Source organism: Pseudomonas sp. RT4P38 (genome assembly GCF_054897765.1).
The window spans coordinates 5,843,774-5,860,543 of record NZ_CM142703.1; the positions used below are offsets into that span (position 1 = coordinate 5,843,774).

The 16,770-nt window shown below is 59.0% G+C and carries 18 protein-coding genes and 1 tRNA gene; 13 read left to right on the top strand and 6 right to left on the bottom strand.

Annotated features, from left to right (window positions below; genetic code table 11):
• Window positions 1-9: 9 nt before the first annotated feature.
• Genes phrB through ACYZT7_RS27185 form a run of 8 tightly spaced genes read left to right on the top strand, consistent with a single transcriptional unit; the run spans window position 10 to window position 6,818 of the window.
• Window positions 10-1,455, top strand: coding sequence for a deoxyribodipyrimidine photo-lyase (gene phrB / locus ACYZT7_RS27150; protein WP_462041870.1), 1,446 nt, complete (start codon window positions 10-12; stop codon window positions 1,453-1,455).
• Entirely contained in the window at window positions 1,448-1,870 is a 423-nt protein-coding gene (locus ACYZT7_RS27155; RefSeq protein WP_462038921.1) for a nuclear transport factor 2 family protein, read from the top strand. The genes phrB and ACYZT7_RS27155 overlap by 8 nt, the downstream gene beginning before the upstream one ends.
• Window positions 1,867-2,649 (top strand): SDR family NAD(P)-dependent oxidoreductase, encoded by a 783-nt coding sequence (locus ACYZT7_RS27160; RefSeq protein WP_462038922.1) that lies wholly within the window; start codon window positions 1,867-1,869, stop codon window positions 2,647-2,649. The genes ACYZT7_RS27155 and ACYZT7_RS27160 overlap by 4 nt, the downstream gene beginning before the upstream one ends.
• Window positions 2,646-3,893: an NAD(P)/FAD-dependent oxidoreductase gene (locus tag ACYZT7_RS27165; RefSeq protein ID WP_462038923.1), complete on the top strand. Its 1,248-nt coding sequence runs from the start codon at window positions 2,646-2,648 to the stop codon at window positions 3,891-3,893. The genes ACYZT7_RS27160 and ACYZT7_RS27165 overlap by 4 nt, the downstream gene beginning before the upstream one ends.
• Window positions 3,890-4,705, top strand: a complete 816-nt coding sequence (locus ACYZT7_RS27170) for a DUF1365 domain-containing protein (RefSeq protein ID WP_462038924.1) — start codon at window positions 3,890-3,892, stop codon at window positions 4,703-4,705. The genes ACYZT7_RS27165 and ACYZT7_RS27170 overlap by 4 nt, the downstream gene beginning before the upstream one ends.
• Window positions 4,692-5,963, top strand: coding sequence for a class I SAM-dependent methyltransferase (locus ACYZT7_RS27175; RefSeq protein ID WP_462038925.1), 1,272 nt, complete (start codon window positions 4,692-4,694; stop codon window positions 5,961-5,963). The genes ACYZT7_RS27170 and ACYZT7_RS27175 overlap by 14 nt, the downstream gene beginning before the upstream one ends.
• Entirely contained in the window at window positions 5,956-6,459 is a 504-nt protein-coding gene (locus ACYZT7_RS27180) for a DUF2878 domain-containing protein (RefSeq protein ID WP_462038926.1), read from the top strand. Before ACYZT7_RS27175 ends, ACYZT7_RS27180 begins: the two co-directional genes overlap by 8 nt.
• A 53-nt stretch (window positions 6,460-6,512) precedes the next feature.
• Window positions 6,513-6,818, top strand: coding sequence for a YkgJ family cysteine cluster protein (locus tag ACYZT7_RS27185; RefSeq protein WP_282378837.1), 306 nt, complete (start codon window positions 6,513-6,515; stop codon window positions 6,816-6,818).
• Between the two features lie 67 nt (window positions 6,819-6,885).
• On the opposite strand, the gene ACYZT7_RS27190 is transcribed toward ACYZT7_RS27185, so the two are convergent.
• The 6 genes from ACYZT7_RS27190 to hemA form a co-directional block, all read right to left on the bottom strand.
• Window positions 6,886-7,404: an acyloxyacyl hydrolase gene (locus ACYZT7_RS27190; protein ID WP_462038927.1), complete on the bottom strand. Its 519-nt coding sequence runs from the start codon at window positions 7,402-7,404 to the stop codon at window positions 6,886-6,888.
• Window positions 7,405-7,517: 113 nt separating this feature from the next.
• Window positions 7,518-8,309, bottom strand: a complete 792-nt coding sequence (gene murI / locus ACYZT7_RS27195) for a glutamate racemase (protein ID WP_462038928.1) — start codon at window positions 8,307-8,309, stop codon at window positions 7,518-7,520.
• Window positions 8,302-9,057 (bottom strand): molybdopterin-synthase adenylyltransferase MoeB, encoded by a 756-nt coding sequence (locus ACYZT7_RS27200; protein WP_462038929.1) that lies wholly within the window; start codon window positions 9,055-9,057, stop codon window positions 8,302-8,304. The genes murI and ACYZT7_RS27200 overlap by 8 nt, the downstream gene beginning before the upstream one ends.
• A complete protein-coding gene (gene prmC, locus ACYZT7_RS27205) occupies window positions 9,051-9,881 on the bottom strand; it encodes a peptide chain release factor N(5)-glutamine methyltransferase (protein WP_462038930.1) in 831 nt (276 codons plus the stop codon). Before prmC ends, ACYZT7_RS27200 begins: the two co-directional genes overlap by 7 nt.
• Window positions 9,882-10,964: a peptide chain release factor 1 gene (prfA, locus tag ACYZT7_RS27210; RefSeq protein WP_462038931.1), complete on the bottom strand. Its 1,083-nt coding sequence runs from the start codon at window positions 10,962-10,964 to the stop codon at window positions 9,882-9,884.
• The gene (hemA, locus tag ACYZT7_RS27215) at window positions 10,961-12,250 is read right to left on the bottom strand and encodes a glutamyl-tRNA reductase (RefSeq protein ID WP_449643086.1); all 1,290 of its coding nucleotides are present in this window, start codon (window positions 12,248-12,250) and stop codon (window positions 10,961-10,963) included. The genes prfA and hemA overlap by 4 nt, the downstream gene beginning before the upstream one ends.
• Window positions 12,251-12,431: 181 nt before the next feature.
• Between hemA and ACYZT7_RS27220 the strand changes: the two genes are divergently transcribed.
• The 5 genes from ACYZT7_RS27220 (at window position 12,432) to ACYZT7_RS27240 (ending at window position 16,731) form a co-directional block, all read left to right on the top strand.
• A complete protein-coding gene (locus ACYZT7_RS27220; protein WP_462038932.1) occupies window positions 12,432-14,156 on the top strand; it encodes a tetratricopeptide repeat protein in 1,725 nt (574 codons plus the stop codon).
• Window positions 14,157-14,160: 4 nt separating this feature from the next.
• Window positions 14,161-14,778, top strand: coding sequence for a lipoprotein insertase outer membrane protein LolB (lolB, locus tag ACYZT7_RS27225; RefSeq protein WP_462038933.1), 618 nt, complete (start codon window positions 14,161-14,163; stop codon window positions 14,776-14,778).
• A gap of 2 nt (window positions 14,779-14,780) precedes the next feature.
• Entirely contained in the window at window positions 14,781-15,632 is an 852-nt protein-coding gene (gene ispE / locus ACYZT7_RS27230; RefSeq protein ID WP_462041871.1) for a 4-(cytidine 5'-diphospho)-2-C-methyl-D-erythritol kinase, read from the top strand.
• A gap of 36 nt (window positions 15,633-15,668) precedes the next feature.
• Window positions 15,669-15,743 (top strand) — tRNA-Gln (locus ACYZT7_RS27235).
• A gap of 46 nt (window positions 15,744-15,789) precedes the next feature.
• Window positions 15,790-16,731 (top strand): ribose-phosphate pyrophosphokinase, encoded by a 942-nt coding sequence (locus ACYZT7_RS27240; protein WP_003208392.1) that lies wholly within the window; start codon window positions 15,790-15,792, stop codon window positions 16,729-16,731.
• Window positions 16,732-16,770: the final 39 nt, after the last annotated feature.

Consider the following 16,770-nt stretch of genomic DNA (forward strand, 5'->3'; position numbering starts at 1 on the left):
GACACCACCATGCAATTGATCTGGTTGCGCAGCGACTTGCGTCTACATGACAACACCGCCCTTTCGGCCGCCGCTGCTCGCGGCCCGACTGTGGCGGTGTACCTGCTCAGTCCGGAGCAATGGCTGGAGCACGATGACGCGCCGTGCAAAGTGGATTTCTGGTTGCGCAATCTTGGCGAGTTGAGCCGTACGCTGGGCGAACTGAATATTCCTTTGCTGATCCGCACGGCATCACGCTGGGATGAAGCGCCGAAGGTGCTGCTCGAACTGTGTCAGCTATTGAAGATTGACGCGGTGCACCTCAACGAAGAGTACGGCGTTCATGAAAGCCGTCGTGATGACGCCGTGGCCGAGTCGCTCAAGGCCCATGGCATCGACTTCTATAGCTACCTCGATCAACTGCTGTTCAAACCGGGCAGCGTGCTGACCAAGACCGGCACTTACTTTCAAGTCTTCAGCCAGTTCCGCAAAGTCTGCTACGACCGTCTGCGTGCGTCGTTACCAGGGCTGGTCGTCGCACCCGCGGTTCAGGTGCCACTTGCTATGCGCAGCGACAAAATCCCATCAAGCGTTGAAGGTTTCAAAACGCCGTTCGACAGTTTGCGCACACTCTGGCCGGCCGGTGAAGCCGAAGCCCGGCGCCGTCTCGACACCTTCGCCGACGCCCAGATCGACTATTACAAAAACGAGCGAGACTTCCCGGCCAAACCGGGCACCAGTCAGCTCTCGGCTTATCTCGCCGCCGGGGTGATTTCCCCTCGCCAATGCCTGCACGCCGCCCTGCAAAGCAATCAAGGGGAATTCGAAAGCGGTAAGGTCGGCGCGGTGACCTGGATTAACGAACTGCTGTGGCGCGAGTTTTACAAACACATTCTGGTGGGCTACCCACGGGTCTCGCGTCACCGTGCTTTCCGCCCGGAAACCGAAGCCCTGGCCTGGCGCGACGCCCCGGAAGAACTGCTGGCGTGGCAAGAAGCCCGCACCGGCCTGCCGATCATCGACGCGGCCATGCGCCAATTGCTCGAAACCGGTTGGATGCACAACCGACTGCGCATGGTCGTGGCGATGTTCCTGACCAAAAACCTGCTGATTGACTGGCGTGAAGGCGAGCGCTTTTTCATGCGGCACCTGATCGACGGCGACCTCGCGGCGAACAACGGTGGCTGGCAGTGGAGCTCGTCCACCGGCACCGACTCGGCGCCCTACTTCCGGATTTTCAATCCGTTGAGCCAGTCTGAAAAATTCGACAGCGAAGGCGTATTCATCAAGCACTGGCTGCCGGAACTGGCCGGGCTAAACACAAAGGAAGTACACAACCCGGCCAACCTTGGTGGGTTGTTCGGCGTGGCAGATTATCCGTCGCCAATCGTCAACCTAAGCACCTCGCGCCAACGGGCACTGGCCGCGTTCAAGAACCTGCCATCAAGACAACAGGCCGGAGGACACGATGAGTGATTTCCTGCGCCGTTTTGCCCAACAGTTTGCAGCCTTGGACAAGGACTGCCTGCAACACCTCAATCAGCTCTACACCCACGACGTGCACTTCACCGATCCTCTGCACGAAGTTCAGGGCCTGGTGAAAATGCGCAGCTACTTCACCGAGCTCTACGCCAACGTCAGCGATCTGCACTTCGACTTTCATGGCTTCGACCAGATCAGTGAAGGCGAGGGCTATTTGCGCTGGGTCATGAGTTATCGCCATCCGCGCCTGGCCGGCGGTCAGTTGATTCGGGTCGATGGCTGCTCGCACCTGCTCTGGCGCGATAAGGTTTATCGCCACCGAGATTACTTCGATGCCGGGGCGCTGCTTTACGAACATGTACCCGTATTGGGTCGGGCGATTGCCTGGCTGAAAAGGAGAATGGGATGAGTTTTACACCTCCACGGCGTTACTGGTTAACCGGCGCCAGCAGCGGCATTGGCGCCTCGCTGGCCGAAGAAATACTGAAAACCGGCGCCCACGTCGCCGTCAGTTCACGCTCGGCGGCGGTGCTGAAAGTCTTGTCCCTGCGTTATCCGGGGCAAGTGCTCGTGGTGCCCGGTGACTTGACCAACAGCCAGACAGTCCGCGAAATCGGCGCGAAAATTGCCGAAGACTGGGGGTCCCTGGACACGGTGATTCTCAATGCAGGCACCTGCGAATACGTCGACGTTCAGCAATTCGATTCGTCGATTGTCGAGCATGTGGTGCGCACCAATTTGCTCGCCAGCGCGTACTGCATCGAGGCGGCCTTACCGCTGCTGCGCAAGGGTACCGAGCCGCACTTGGTGGGCGTCGCCAGTTCGGTGACGTACTTGCCGCTACCCCGCGCCGAAGCCTATGGCGCGTCAAAGGCCGGGCTGCGCTACTTGTTCGAATCGTTGCGCATTGATCTGGCGCCGGAAGGCATTGAAGTCACCGTGGTCAGCCCGGGGTTTGTCGAGACACCGTTGACGGCGAAGAACGATTTCCCGATGCCGCTCAGCTGGCCTGTGGATAAAGCTGCGCAGCACATCTTCGCCAAACTCAAAAACCGCCCACTGGAGATCGCGTTTCCCGGACTGTTCATGGCTGCGCTCTGGCCGCTGTCAAAAATGCCCAACGGCGTGAAACTGGCCATCGGCAAGCGCATGGTGCGCAGCAGTCCACCGATCAAGGACGTCCCTTGAACATCGCCATCATCGGCAGCGGGATCTCGGGGCTGACCAGCGCCTACCTGCTCAATCGCAGGCACGAGATCACTCTGTTCGAGGCCAGCGACTGGGTCGGCGGTCACACCCACACGGTGGACGTGACTGTCGATGGCCAGCGCTATGCAGTGGACACCGGTTTTATTGTGTTCAACGACTGGACCTACCCGAATTTCATTCGCCTACTGGGCCGGCTCGGCGTGGGCTTCAAACCCACCGAGATGAGTTTCTCGGTCACCGCCCCGGACTCGGGCCTTGAGTACAACGGCAACAACCTCAACAGCCTGTTCGCCCAACGTCGCAACCTGATGTCGCCAGGGTTCTGGGGCATGTTGCGCGACATCCTGCGGTTCAACAAAGAAGCCCAGCGCGACCTCGAAGAACAACGGATCGCCGCCGACACCACCCTCGATCAATACCTGAAGGCCGGCGGCTACGGCGAGCGCTTTATCCTGCATTACATCGTGCCGATGGGCGCGGCGATCTGGTCGATGTCCATGGCCGACATGCTCGGTTTCCCGTTGCAGTTCTTCATCCGGTTTTTCAAGAATCACGGCTTGCTGTCCGTCAGCAATCGTCCGCAATGGAGTGTGATCGAGGGTGGTTCAAGCGCTTATGTCGCACCTCTGACCGCGTCTTTTAAAGACAAGATCCGCCTCAATTGCCCGGTGACCCGCGTTGAACGCGATGAAGACGGCGTCGTTATCCACAGCGCCGTCGGCAGCGAGCGTTTCGACAAAGTGGTGTTCGCCTGCCACAGCGATCAGGCCCTCAAACTGCTGGCCAAACCGAGCAGCGCCGAACAGTCGATCCTTGGCGCCCTGCCCTACGCCGACAACGAAGTGGTGTTGCACACCGACACGCGCTTGCTGCCGGTGCGAAAGCTTGCCTGGGCCAGTTGGAATTATCGCCTCGGTGGTCCCGGTCACACGCTGGCCGCCGTCACTTACGACATGAACATTCTGCAAGGCATCCAGAGCGACACCACGTTTTGCGTCAGCCTCAATCAGAGTGCAGGCATCAGCCCGAACAAAGTGCTCGCCAAATTCATCTACGCCCATCCGCAATACAGCTTGGCTGCCGTCGCCGCGCAGGCACGCTGGGATGAGTTGGACGGCGCGCAGCACACTTGGTTTTGCGGCGCTTATTGGGCCAGTGGTTTCCATGAAGACGGTGTGGTCAGTGCGCTGCGGGTTGCTCGCTCGCTGGGAGAAGTGTTGTGAACAGCGCCCTTTACAGCGGCTGGATCGCCCATCGGCGGTTTGCCCCGCGGCGCCATGAATTCCGTTACCGGATCGGTCTGCTGTACCTGGACCTCGACGAACAGGACGCGGTGCTTGGCTTGTCGCCGCTGTCGGGCACCAGCCGTTTCGCGCCGTTCTCGTTTCGCGAAACCGATTACTTGAAAGCATTCACTGGCAGTGGCATGCGCTTGATCGACGCGGTACGCCAGCAAGTCGCCGAGGTAATCGGCCATGTGCCAAACGGCTCGACCTGCCTCCTGACCCAAGCCCGCAGTTGGGGCCTGTCGTTCAACCCGGTGAGTTTTTTCTACTGCCATGAGGCCGACGGCCAACTGGCGGCGATTCTCTGCGAAGTCACCAATACGCCGTGGCGCGAGCGTTACCACTACGTGTTACCGGCCAAGGCACCGACGAACGTGCAGGACTTCCACCAGCATTTCGCCGTGGCAAAGGCGTTTCATGTGTCGCCGTTTCTGCCGCGCGATATTGAATACCGCATGAGCTTCAGCCCCGCCGCGCAAAAACTCGGCGTGCACATGGCGGATTGGCAAGGCGAACTGAAACTGTTCGACGCCACACTCAACCTGCACCGCGAAGCCCTCACCCGGGGCAGCCTGCACCGTTACTTGCGGCGCTTTCCGTGGATGACCGCGAAAACCTGTCTGGCGATTTATTGGCAGGCCGTGCGCTTGCTACTGAAACGCGCACCGATATTTGCTCATCCGGCTGCCGATGGCAGATTTCAGACCACCACTGTTCCCCCCAAGGATCGCCGCCATGAAATCCTCTAGTGTCTCGGCCAAAACCAACCTGTTAAGTACCAACGGCCTGACCGGATCGTTGCTGCGCCGTGGTGTGTTGCGGCAGATGGCGCAGCTCAAACACGGGCAACTGGTGGTCTTCGAAGACGGCGAACGGCACGTCTTCGGTACCGCCGGCAGCCATCCCGTGGGCGAAATCCATATCCTCGACGCCGCGGCCTGGGGACTGGTGGCGAGTAGCGGCTCGATTGGCGCGGGCGAAGCGTTTATCCACGGCTACTGGAGTTCGCCGGATTTGACGGCAGTGGTGCGTGTCTTCGTCAGCAACCTTGACGTGTTGGATGCGCTGGAAGGTGGACTGGCAAAACTGAGCCGCCCGTTCGTGCAGAGCCTGCACTGGCTCAATCGCAACACACGCAAGGGCTCGCAGAAAAACATCGCGGCACATTACGACCTCGGCAATGACTTGTTCGAGCAGTTTCTCGACCCGACCATGATGTATTCCGCCGCGCAGTTCCTCACCCCTGAAGACACCCTGGAACAGGCGCAACTGAACAAGCTCGAACGTATCTGCCAGAAACTCGCGCTGCAACCCAGCGATCACCTGCTGGAAATCGGCACCGGCTGGGGCAGCATGGCGCTTTACGCCGCCCAGAAATACGGCTGCAAAGTCACCACCACCACGCTGTCGAAAGAGCAGTACGCCTTTACCGCGCAACGGATCGAAGCCCTGGGTTTGCAAGACCAGGTCACACTGCTGCTGTCCGATTATCGCGACCTGACCGGGCAGTACGACAAACTGGTGTCGATCGAGATGATCGAAGCGGTTGGTCATCGCTTCCTGCCGACCTACTTCAAGCAATGCGCGCAGCTGCTCAAGAGCAACGGCTTGATGCTGTTGCAAGCGATCACCATCCGTGAGCAGCGCTACGAACAAGCCAAGAGCAATGTCGATTTCATTCAGCGTTACATCTTCCCCGGCGGCGCCCTGCCCTGCGTGCAGAAAATGCTGGAGATTGTCAGCCGTGACACCGACATGAACCTACTGCACATGGAGGATTTCGGCCTGCACTACGCCCGAACCTTGCGCCTGTGGCATGAGAATTTTCGCCGCGCCCACGGTCGCTTGAGCGAAATGGGCTACGACGACTATTTCCTGCGGCTGTGGGAGTTTTATCTGTGCTACTGCGAAGGTGGTTTCCTGGAACGCACCATCGGCACGGCGCAATTGCTGCTGGCCAAACCCGCCGCGATGCCGGCGCCGCTGCTCGGCCGATTCGATGCTTGAACGATGGGCAAATGCCGCGCTGTTTCAGGTCGGCTGGTTTGCCTGCGTGATCGGAGGCAGTGGTCTGTGGTTGCTGGTGGCGTTGGCGGTGCTGGTGATTCATCTGTTGTGGATAAGTCGCTGGGCTGATGAAGGCCGACTGATCCTCAGCGTGGTGCTGCTGGGAACGACGGTCGACAGTTCGTTGCGCTGGCTGGGGGTGTTCGACTTCAACGATGTCGCGCCGCTGATTCCGATGTGGCTGATGCTGTTGTGGGCGCTGCTGGCAACCACTTTGCGACATTGCCTGCAATGGACCGCCAATCCCTGGTGGCTCGGCAGCCTACTAGGCGCCGTCGGTGGGCCGTTGTCGTATTACGCGGGAGGACAATTGGCCGGGGTGCAATTTCCCTATGGACAATCGCCGACACTGATTGGCATCGGATTACTGTGGGCGCTGCTGTTTCCCACGCTGCATTTCATGGCTCAGCGGCTGGCGTCCGATACTCACAGCTGAGCGTCCGTCAGGCCTTTCACACAGCCCCGGCCCACTGCCTTACACTGCGAGCCATGAAAACCATTCCCCACACGCAAATCGCCGAACCGGTGGTCACTTGCTCGACCTGCGCAGCTTGCTGCTGTCAGCTCGAAGTCATGCTGATCACCGACACAGGCGTGCCCGAACGTTTTATCGATACCGATGACTGGGGTGGGGAAGTCATGTTGCGTCTGGATGACGGTTGGTGTGCTGCGCTGGATCGCAACACCATGATGTGCACCATCTACGAGAAACGCCCGCTGATCTGCAGGGAGTTCGAGATGGGCGCACCGGAATGCATCGACGAACGCCAGGGGATTACTACGGCGTATCGCTGAAGTCGACGTTATCGGAGTACAAATAATGTGGGAGCGAGCTCGCACCCACATTGATTGTGCAGTGTGCTTAGAGCGGCATCGTGTAATGCAGCGCGTAGCTTTCTACACCATTGTTCGGGCTGCTGAGCCCGGCATTGGAATAGTGCGTCGCACGAATCCCGACTTCATGTCCGCCCGCAAAGCGCAGCCCAAAGCCGAACCGGTCTTCAAACTGAAAGGCATTGCCGAGATTGTTGTTTTCGACTTCGGTATTGGCGAACACTGCCACGCCAACCCCCAACTCCACATAGGGTTTGACGGCCTGCCCGGCAAACTCGTAAACCAGCACCGGCGAGAACGACAGGCTGTGGTTGCTGGAGGTCTTGCTGCCTTCCCAATAGGTGTAGGCACCGCTCCAGTAACCGGTCAAACGACCGACATCACTCTGCAACCAGCTCTTGTCCCAATCGAATTGCATGCCCAGTCGGTAGGTCATGGTCGACTCGCTGGTCTGGCCAACCGCGAACTCAACGCCTGCCGCCTGTGCGGTAAAACTGTGCCCCATCAGTGCGGCCGCAATCGCAGCCAAGCAGAATAGTCGCTTCATTAGAAACATCCTTTTCCGAACGATTTCGTATGGTTTTTTTGTTGCTTAACGCTATAGAAGTCGACGTTTAATCAGAAGTTCACCCCAATTACTCGTTTGCCCCAGGCTTTAACTTACCCTTTAAAGCTTTGCACATCGCCAGCGGTATTCCACAGTATCGGCAAGATATTTCTGAAATGCTCCGGATCGGAACTCGTCCAGAACTGCGCAGCACGTGCAGGCCCCTCGGCGAGCAATTCTCGCTCGGCCAACAGACGCTGAAGTTGCCGCGCTACAGCGGCGCCAGTGTCGATCAGGCTGATGTCTTCAGGGATCATCTGCTTAAGCAATGGCTTTAGGAAGGGGTAATGCGTGCAGCCGAGAATTATTGTGTCGCACCCGGCGCCGAGCAGCGGCTCGACATACCTGGCAAGCAACTGGAGCAGTGCAGGACTGTGCAGATCGCCGTTTTCAATCAGCTCCACCAGGCCGGGGCACGGCTGAGTGAGGACGCGCACATCGGTGGCGAAACGGTCGAGCAACGCGGCGAACTTGGCACTTTGCAAAGTGCCGGTGGTGGCGAGGACGCCGACCACGCCGCTGCGGGTGGCTGCAGCGGCCGGTTTGACCGCCGGTTCCATGCCGACGATGGGCCACTCGGGATAATCGCGCCGCAAGTCTGCAACGCCAGCGACAGTCGCCGTGTTACAGGCCAGCACCAAAGCCTTGGCGCCTTGCTGCTGAAAAAAACCGGCCATCACACTGCAACGATGACGAATGAATTCCGGGGTTTTCTCGCCATAGGGAACATTCCCGCAATCGGCGATGTACAACAGTGACTCGTTGGGCAGCAACCGCTGGATCTCGGCCAGCACCGAAAGCCCACCGACGCCGGAGTCGAACACGCCAATCGGCGCTTCACGCATGCGTCGAACCACAGACGCTGCAGCCTGGATCACGCTTGACCCGTAATTCGCGAAAGCGCGAGCCCAAGGCATCGATCAACAACAAGCGCCCCACCAGCGGCTCGCCGAAACCCACCAACAATTTCATGGCTTCCAGCGCCTGGAGGCTGCCGACCAACCCCACCAAAGGCCCCACGACGCCGGCTTCGCTGCACGTCAGTTCGGCTTCGCTGCCGTGACCATACAAACAGTGGTAGCACGGACTCTCCGGACGGCGCGGGTCGAACACCGACAGCTGCCCTTCCAGCCGAATTGCCGCGCCACTGACCAGAGGTTTGCCGCCGGCGACACACGCAGCGTTGACCGCTTCGCGGGTGGAGAAATTGTCGGAACAGTCCAGCACCAGATCCACCGCGGCCACGGCGGCGGCCAGGGAATCTTCGTCCAGCGCGGAGCGATGGGCGATCAACTGAATCTCGGGATTGATCGCGCTCAGTCGGCGAATGGCCGAATCGACCTTGCTCAGGCCGACGCTGTCGGTGTCGTGAACAATCTGGCGTTGCAGATTGGTCAGGTCGACGGTGTCGAAGTCTGCCAAATGCAGCTCACCGACGCCGGCCGCTGCCAGATACAGCGCAACAGGGGAGCCGAGACCGCCGAGACCGACGATCAACACGCGGCTTTCTTTCAGTCGCAACTGGCCGTCGATGTCGACGTGCTGCAATAGAATTTGCCGACTGTAGCGCAACAATTCCTGATCATTCAGCACGGCAGGCGCCCCAGGCTGATACGTTCGTGACCGCCCAGATCGGTGCGGCTGTGGACTTCTTCAAAGCCGCGGGTCAGTAGCAAATCGCGTACTGCATGGGCTTGATCGTAACCGTGTTCGAGCATCAACCAACCGCCCGTTTCAAGGTAATCCGGCGCCTGGGCGACGATCAGACGCAGATCGTCGAGCCCGTCGACGCCGGCCACCAAGGCACTGGCCGGTTCGAAGCGCACATCACCTTCCACCAGATGCGGGTCGGCGGAGGCGATGTAAGGCGGGTTGCTGATGATCAGTCTAAAACGCTGACCTTCCAGGGCACTGAACCAATGACTGCTCAGCACGGTGGCGTTGTTCAGGTGCAAGCGCTGGCGATTGCGCTCGGCCAGGGCCACGGCTTCGAGCACGCGATCCACGGCGGTCACCTTCCAGGCCGGACGCTCGCTGGCCAGGGCCAGGGCAATGGCGCCGCTGCCGGTGCCGAGGTCGAGGACCTTGGCAGGTGTGGCTGGCAAGAGTTCAAGCCCCGCTTCCACCAACAGCTCGGTGTCCGGGCGCGGGATTAGCGTGTGTGGCGCAACTTCCAGATCAAGCTTCCAGAAACCTTGCTGGCCGAGGATGTAGGCCACCGGCTCACCGCCACGACGGCGTTGCAGGTATTCGGCAAACTTCAGCGCCGCTTCGCTCGGAACGATGCGCTCGGGCCAGGTGTGCAGAAAACTGCGGGACTTGCCCAACGCAGCGGCCAGCAACAATTCGGCATCCAGGCGCGCGGAGGGCGAATCCGGCAGGTCGGCGGCGCGCAACAAACTGGCAATGATCGTCATTTACTCACCTATCGCTGCCAATTGGTCAGCCTGGTATTCGGCCAGCAACGGCTCGATCACCGCGTCGACACCTCCCGCGAGGATTTCGTCGAGGGAATACAGCGTCAGGTTGACCCGGTGGTCGGTGACCCGCCCCTGGGCAAAGTTATACGTGCGGATCCGCTCCGAGCGATCGCCCGAACCGACCAGCAATTTACGCTCGCTAGCGATAGCGTTCGCGGCGGCGCTGGTCTGCTGGTCGTTGAGCTTGGCCGACAGCCAGGACATCGCCCGGGCGCGGTTCTTGTGCTGGGAACGCTCTTCCTGGCACTCAACGACAATACCGGACGGCAAGTGCGTGATGCGGATCGCCGAGTCCGTCTTGTTGACGTGCTGACCACCGGCACCGGAGGATTTGTAGGTATCGATGCGCAAATCCGAGGGATTGATCTCGATCGCTTCCTGCTCGTCCGGCTCGGGCAATACGGCTACGGTGCAGGCCGAGGTGTGGATGCGGCCCTGGGATTCAGTGGCCGGAACCCGTTGTACGCGGTGCGCACCGGATTCGAATTTCAACTTGCCGTAGACACTGTCGCCTTCGACTCGAGCGATGACTTCTTTATAACCGCCGTGCTCGCCGATGTTCTCCGAAAGGATCTCCACCCGCCAGCCACGCCGCTCGGCGTACCGCGAATACATGCGGAACAGGTCGCCGGAGAAAATCGCCGCCTCATCACCGCCGGTGCCGGCGCGGATTTCGAGGAACACGTTACGCCCGTCATTCGGATCCTTGGGCAGCAGCATGCGTTGCAGGCTGGCTTCGATTTCGATCAGCTGCTCTTTGGCTTCGCGGACTTCTTCCACGGCCATTTCGCGCATGTCCGGGTCGCTGTCCTTGAGCAGCGCCTGGGCGCCTTCAAGGTCGCTTTGCACTTTGAGCAACTGTTTATAGGCATCGACAATCGGCTCGACTTCCGCGTATTCCTTGGAGTAGGTGCGGAATTTGTTCTGATCGGAAATGACTTCGCCGTCGCCAAGCAAGGCAGTCAATTCCTCGAAACGGTCCTGGAGGATGTCCAGCTTATTGAGCAGTGACGCTTTCATTGCGGTTTCTTATCCGAAAAGCTATCCGATGAGCCCTCATTCAGGGCAAAGAGTTCCTGGGCCATGGCCAGCGCATCGAGGCGACCTTCGGCAGAAAGCTTTTTCAACTGCACGCTCGGTGCGTGCAAGAGTTTATTAGTCAGGCCCCGCGCCAGTTGCACCAGCACGTCTTCGGCGCTGCTGCCGTTGGCCAGCATGCGCTGGGCCTTCTGCAGTTCTTCGTCGCGCATGCGCTCGCTTTGTTGGCGATAGGCCTTGAGCACATCCACCGCAGCCAGTTCACGCAGGCGGACCATGAAATCTTCGGCACCGACCGAGACCATCTCTTCTGCCGCTTGGGCTGCGCCCTGGCGGCTCTTGAGGTTCTCGGCGACCACTTCGTGGAGATCGTCGACGCTATACAGGTAAACGTCGTCCAGTTCGCCGACTTCCGGTTCGATATCCCGGGGGACGGCGATGTCTACCATGAAGATCGGCTTGTGCTTGCGCAGTTTCAAGGCGCTTTCCACCGCGCCCTTGCCAAGGATCGGCAACTGGCTGGCGGTGGAGCTGATAACGATGTCGCTGCGCACCAGTTCGGCCGGGATCTCCGAGAGCAACACCGCATGAGCGCCGAACTGCTCCGCCAGAATGCTCGCGCGCTCCAGGGTGCGGTTGGCGACCACGATGCGCTTCACACCCAATTCGTGCAGATGGCGGGCGACCAGGGTGATGGTCTCACCGGCGCCGATCAGCAAGGCCTGACTGCGTTGCAGATCACTGAAAATCTGTTTCGCCAGGCTGACCGCGGCAAACGCCACGGAGACCGGGTTCTCGCCGATGGCGGTGTCGGTGCGCACCTGTTTGGCCGCGTTGAACGTCGCCTGGAACAGACGCCCGAGCAACGGACCGATGGTGCCGGCTTCGCGGGCCACGGCGTAAGCCGATTTCATCTGACCGAGAATCTGCGGTTCGCCCAACACCAGCGAATCGAGCCCGGAGGCCACCCGCATCATGTGACGAACTGCCGCATCATCTTCGTGCACATAAGCGCTCGCGCGCAGCTCTTCGAGGCTCAAATGGTGATAATCGGCCAGCCAGCGCAACACGACGTCAGCCGAAAGGTGATCCTGTTCTATATACAGTTCACTGCGATTGCAGGTGGAGAGGATCGCAGCTTCGCGGCTGTCGGTGAGTCGGCAGAGTTGCTGCAAAGCCTCCACCAGCTGCTCAGGGGTAAAGGCCACGCGCTCGCGGACGTCTACTGAAGCAGTCTTGTGGTTAATACCGAGTGCAAGGAAGGCCATTCAAGGTCGCTGATGGTGACGTGAAGCCGGCAATTGTCCTACTTCGACAGAGCCAGAACAACTACCGCTGACTATTGTCCCCATGACCTGCCCCTATAAAGGCATCACTGAGACTCGGTTATGTTTGGCCGAAGGCTTGTGTCATGATGATCCGACCGCAGGTTAGTCGTCCTCTTCCTATATGAATAGATCTTCCGCGTTGCTCCTCGCTTTTGTCTTCCTCAGCGGCTGCCAGGCCTTGGCACCCGTTTCGTCGGACGGTACGCCGCCGGTCGAAGACAACACCCCTGCCCCTGAAAAGCCCAAGGTTTACAGCTCATTCAGTGAAGAAACTGTCTTCAGCCTGCTGAGCGCCGAACTGGCTGGCCAGCGCAATCGTTTCGACATTGCCCTGGACAACTACGTCACCCAGGCTATTAACACCCAGGATCCGGGCATCTCCGAACGGGCATTTCGCATCGCCGAATACCTGGGCGCAGATCAGGCGGCCCTGGATACCGCGCTGATCTGGGCGAAAAACGCCCCGGACGACCTCGAAGCGCAACGAGCTGCTGCCGTGCAACTGGCTCGCGCCGGGCGCTATGACGACTCCATGGTCTATATGGAGAAAGTTCTGCAAGGCAAGGGCGACACGCATTTCGACTTCCTCGCTTTGTCTGCGGCCGATACCGACCAGGACACGCGCAACGGCCTGATGAAAAGTTTTGACCGCTTATTGCAGCGCCATCCGAACAACAGCCAGCTGATTTTCGGCAAAGCCTTGCTGCTGCAACAGGACGGCGACTCCAAAGGCGCGCTGGGCCTGCTGGAAGGCAATCCGCCGGACGACGGCGAAATAGCACCGATCCTGCTGCGTGCACGCCTGCTGCAAACGCTCGATCGTGGCGATGAAGCCTTGCCGCTGCTGCAAAAAAGCATCAAGAAGTACCCGGACGACAAACGCCTGCGCCTGACTTACGCGCGCATGCTGGTTGAGCAGGACCGCATGGACGATGCCAAAGTCGAGTTCTCAAGCCTGGTTCAGCAATACCCGGAAGACGACGAACTGCGTTACTCCCTGGCGCTGGTCTGCCTGGAAGCCAAGGCCTGGGACGAGGCCAAGGGCTATCTGGAAGACCTGATCGCCCGTGAAAGCCACGTCGATTCGGCGCACCTGAACCTCGGTCGTATCGCTGAAGAACGTAACGACCCCCAAGGCGCACTGATCGAGTACGCCCAAGTCGGCGCGGGCAACGATTACCTGCCGGCGCAATTGCGTCAGGCCGATATCCTGATGAACAACGGCAAGACCGCCGAGGCCCAAAACCGTCTGGCGGCAGAGCGCGACGAGCAGCCCGATTACGCGATTCAGTTGTACCTGATCGAAGCCGAAACCTTGTCCGCCAATAGACAGCCCGACAAGGCCTGGAATGTACTGCAACAAGCCTTGCAGAAGTACCCGGACGATCTGAATCTGCTGTACACCCGCGCCATGCAAGCGGAAAAACGCAATGACCTGGCGCAGATGGAAAGAGACCTGCGGCTGATCATCAAACGCGATCCGGACAACGCGATGGCCTTGAACGCCCTCGGTTACACCTTGTCCGACCGTACAACGCGTTACGTCGAAGCCAAGGCCTTGATCGAACAGGCACACCAGATCAATCCGGAAGACCCGGCGGTACTCGACAGCCTCGGCTGGGTGAATTTCCGCCTGGGCAATCTCGATGAGGCCGAACGTTACTTGCGCCAGGCCCTGGAGCGCTTTCCCGACCAGGAAGTCGCCGCTCATCTGGGTGAGGTCCTGTGGGCCAACGGCAAGCAACGCGAAGCCAAGCAAATCTGGAGCAAGTTCCTCAAGGAACAGCCCGACAGCCCTATCCTGCGCAGCACCATCAAGCGCCTGACCGGATCAGAGACTCTTTAAGATTATGTTTTTGCGCCACATCATCGTTTTCAGTTTCATCGCCCTGCTTACCGGTTGCGCCGGCTTCGGCGCCCGCGAATCGGTCCAGGGTCAAGGCAACCCGGCCCAATGGCGCCAGTACAAACAGCAATTGACCAGCCTCGACGGCTGGCAGATCAACGGCAAAATCGGCATTCGTGCCCCGAAAGACTCGGGCAGCGGCACGTTGTTCTGGCTGCAACGACAGGATTACTACGACATTCGCCTCTCCGGCCCCCTGGGTCGCGGTGCAGCACGCTTGACCGGTCGCCCCGGCAAAGTCTCGCTGGAAGTCGCCAACCAGGGCCGCTATGAAGCGCCGACGCCTGAAGTGCTGGTCGAAGAACAATTGGGCTGGAAGTTGCCGGTGTCTAATCTGGCCTGGTGGGTTCGCGGGCTCCCGGCTCCGGACAGCAAAAGCCGTCTGACGCTCGATGCCGACAGCCGTCTGGCCAATCTGGAGCAGGATGGTTGGCAAGTCGAATACCTCAGCTATGCCGAGCAAAACGGCTTTTGGCTGCCTGAGCGGATCAAACTGCACGGCACCGACCTTGACGTCACGCTGGTGATCAAGGAATGGCAACCTCGCAAACTGGGGCAGTGAACATGACGGCTCCTCGCTTGACGCTGCCCTCCCCGGCCAAACTCAATCTGATGCTGCACATCCTCGGTCGCCGCGAAGACGGTTACCACGAGCTGCAGACTATTTTTCAGTTTCTCGATTACGGCGATGAAATAACCTTCGCCGTTCGTGATGACGGTGTGATTCGGTTGCACACTGAATTCGATGGCGTTCCTCACGACAGTAATTTAATCGTCAAGGCCGCAAAAAAACTTCAGGAGCAATCCGGTTGTTCGCTCGGGATTGATATCTGGATCGAAAAAATTCTGCCCATGGGCGGTGGCATCGGTGGTGGCAGCTCAAATGCCGCGACCACTTTGCTCGGCCTCAATCATCTCTGGCAATTGGGTTGGGATGAGGATCGGCTGGCCGTGCTGGGCCTGACACTTGGCGCCGACGTCCCGGTTTTCGTGCGTGGCCACGCGGCTTTTGCCGAAGGCGTGGGGGAGAAACTGACCCCTGTTTACCCCATCGAGCCGTGGTATCTCGTGCTTGTGCCGCAAGTCTCTGTAAGTACAGCAGAAATTTTTTCAGATCCGTTGTTGACACGTAACTCTTCTCCCATTAAAGTGCGCCCCGTTCCCAAGGGAAACAGTCGAAATGACTGCTTACCGGTGGTAGCAAGGCGTTATCCAGAGGTACGTAACGCATTGAATTTGTTAGGTAAATTTACCGAAGCAAAACTCACCGGAACTGGAAGTTGTGTGTTTGGGGGCTTCCCAAACAAAGCTGAAGCTGATAAAGTCTCGGCCCTTCTTACAGAGACCCTTACAGGGTTTGTAGCAAAGGGAAGCAACGTTTCGATGTTGCATCGCAAGCTGCAAAGTCTGCTCTAAAGGAACCGATTACTGGGTAATCGTTGCAACAGATACAGGGGCGTCGCCAAGCGGTAAGGCAGCAGGTTTTGATCCTGCCATGCGTTGGTTCGAATCCAGCCGCCCCTGCCATTTTCCAATACTCATCCAGGTTACCCTCAGCCTTCAGGTACTGCGCGTGTCCAAGATGATGGTCTTTACGGGGAACGCTAACCCCGATCTGGCTCGGCGTGTTGTACGTCAGCTGCATATCCCTCTCGGTGACATCTCTGTCGGTAAGTTCTCCGACGGCGAAATTACTGCCGAGATCAATGAAAACGTCCGCGGTAAAGATGTCTTCATTATTCAGCCGACTTGCGCTCCGACCAACGACAACCTGATGGAACTGGTAGTGATGGCTGATGCCTTCCGCCGCTCCTCGGCTACTCGTATCACTGCTGTAATTCCTTACTTTGGTTATGCCCGTCAGGATCGCCGTCCGCGTTCCGCACGTGTGGCTATCAGCGCGAAAGTCGTGGCTGACATGCTTACCGTAGTCGGCATCGACCGTGTTCTCACGGTTGATCTGCATGCTGACCAAATCCAGGGTTTCTTCGATATTCCGGTAGATAACATCTACGGCTCCCCGGTATTGGTGGATGACATTGAAGATCAGCGCTTCGAAAACCTGATGATCGTGTCCCCGGACATTGGTGGCGTCGTGCGTGCACGTGCTGTTGCCAAATCCCTGGGCGTGGATCTCGGGATCATTGACAAACGCCGTGAGAAAGCCAATCACTCTGAAGTGATGCATATCATCGGTGATGTCGAAGGGCGTACCTGTATTCTGGTCGATGACATGGTCGATACCGCCGGCACTCTGTGCCACGCGGCCAAGGCCCTGAAAGAGCATGGCGCTGCCAAGGTTTTCGCCTACTGCACACACCCTGTGCTGTCCGGTCGGGCGATCGAAAACATCGAAAATTCCATGCTGGACGAACTGGTGGTGACTAACACCATCCCGTTGTCCGCTGCTGCTCAAGCCTGCTCGCGTATCCGTCAACTGGATATCGCGCCGGTAGTTGCCGAAGCGGTCCGCCGCATCAGCAACGAAGAATCGATCAGCGCGATGTTCCGTTAAGGGCCCTGCCCTTCTCGAACATTTCGTTGACGAAAAGCG

Bases quoted from the DNA above. Each gene is read 5' to 3' on its own strand.
- phrB (WP_462041870.1), top strand. From the start codon at position 10: ATGCAATTGATCTGGTTGCGCAGCGACTTGCGTCTACATGACAACACC.
- ACYZT7_RS27155 (WP_462038921.1), top strand. From the start codon at position 1,448: ATGAGTGATTTCCTGCGCCGTTTTGCCCAACAGTTTGCAGCCTTGGAC.
- ACYZT7_RS27160 (WP_462038922.1), top strand. From the start codon at position 1,867: ATGAGTTTTACACCTCCACGGCGTTACTGGTTAACCGGCGCCAGCAGC.
- ACYZT7_RS27175 (WP_462038925.1), top strand. From the start codon at position 4,692: ATGAAATCCTCTAGTGTCTCGGCCAAAACCAACCTGTTAAGTACCAAC.
- ACYZT7_RS27180 (WP_462038926.1), top strand. From the start codon at position 5,956: ATGCTTGAACGATGGGCAAATGCCGCGCTGTTTCAGGTCGGCTGGTTT.
- ACYZT7_RS27185 (WP_282378837.1), top strand. From the start codon at position 6,513: ATGAAAACCATTCCCCACACGCAAATCGCCGAACCGGTGGTCACTTGC.
- ACYZT7_RS27190 (WP_462038927.1), bottom strand. From the start codon at position 7,404: ATGAAGCGACTATTCTGCTTGGCTGCGATTGCGGCCGCACTGATGGGG.
- murI (WP_462038928.1), bottom strand. From the start codon at position 8,309: ATGCGTGAAGCGCCGATTGGCGTGTTCGACTCCGGCGTCGGTGGGCTT.
- prmC (WP_462038930.1), bottom strand. From the start codon at position 9,881: ATGACGATCATTGCCAGTTTGTTGCGCGCCGCCGACCTGCCGGATTCG.
- prfA (WP_462038931.1), bottom strand. From the start codon at position 10,964: ATGAAAGCGTCACTGCTCAATAAGCTGGACATCCTCCAGGACCGTTTC.
- hemA (WP_449643086.1), bottom strand. From the start codon at position 12,250: ATGGCCTTCCTTGCACTCGGTATTAACCACAAGACTGCTTCAGTAGAC.
- ACYZT7_RS27220 (WP_462038932.1), top strand. From the start codon at position 12,432: ATGAATAGATCTTCCGCGTTGCTCCTCGCTTTTGTCTTCCTCAGCGGC.
- lolB (WP_462038933.1), top strand. From the start codon at position 14,161: ATGTTTTTGCGCCACATCATCGTTTTCAGTTTCATCGCCCTGCTTACC.
- ispE (WP_462041871.1), top strand. From the start codon at position 14,781: ATGACGGCTCCTCGCTTGACGCTGCCCTCCCCGGCCAAACTCAATCTG.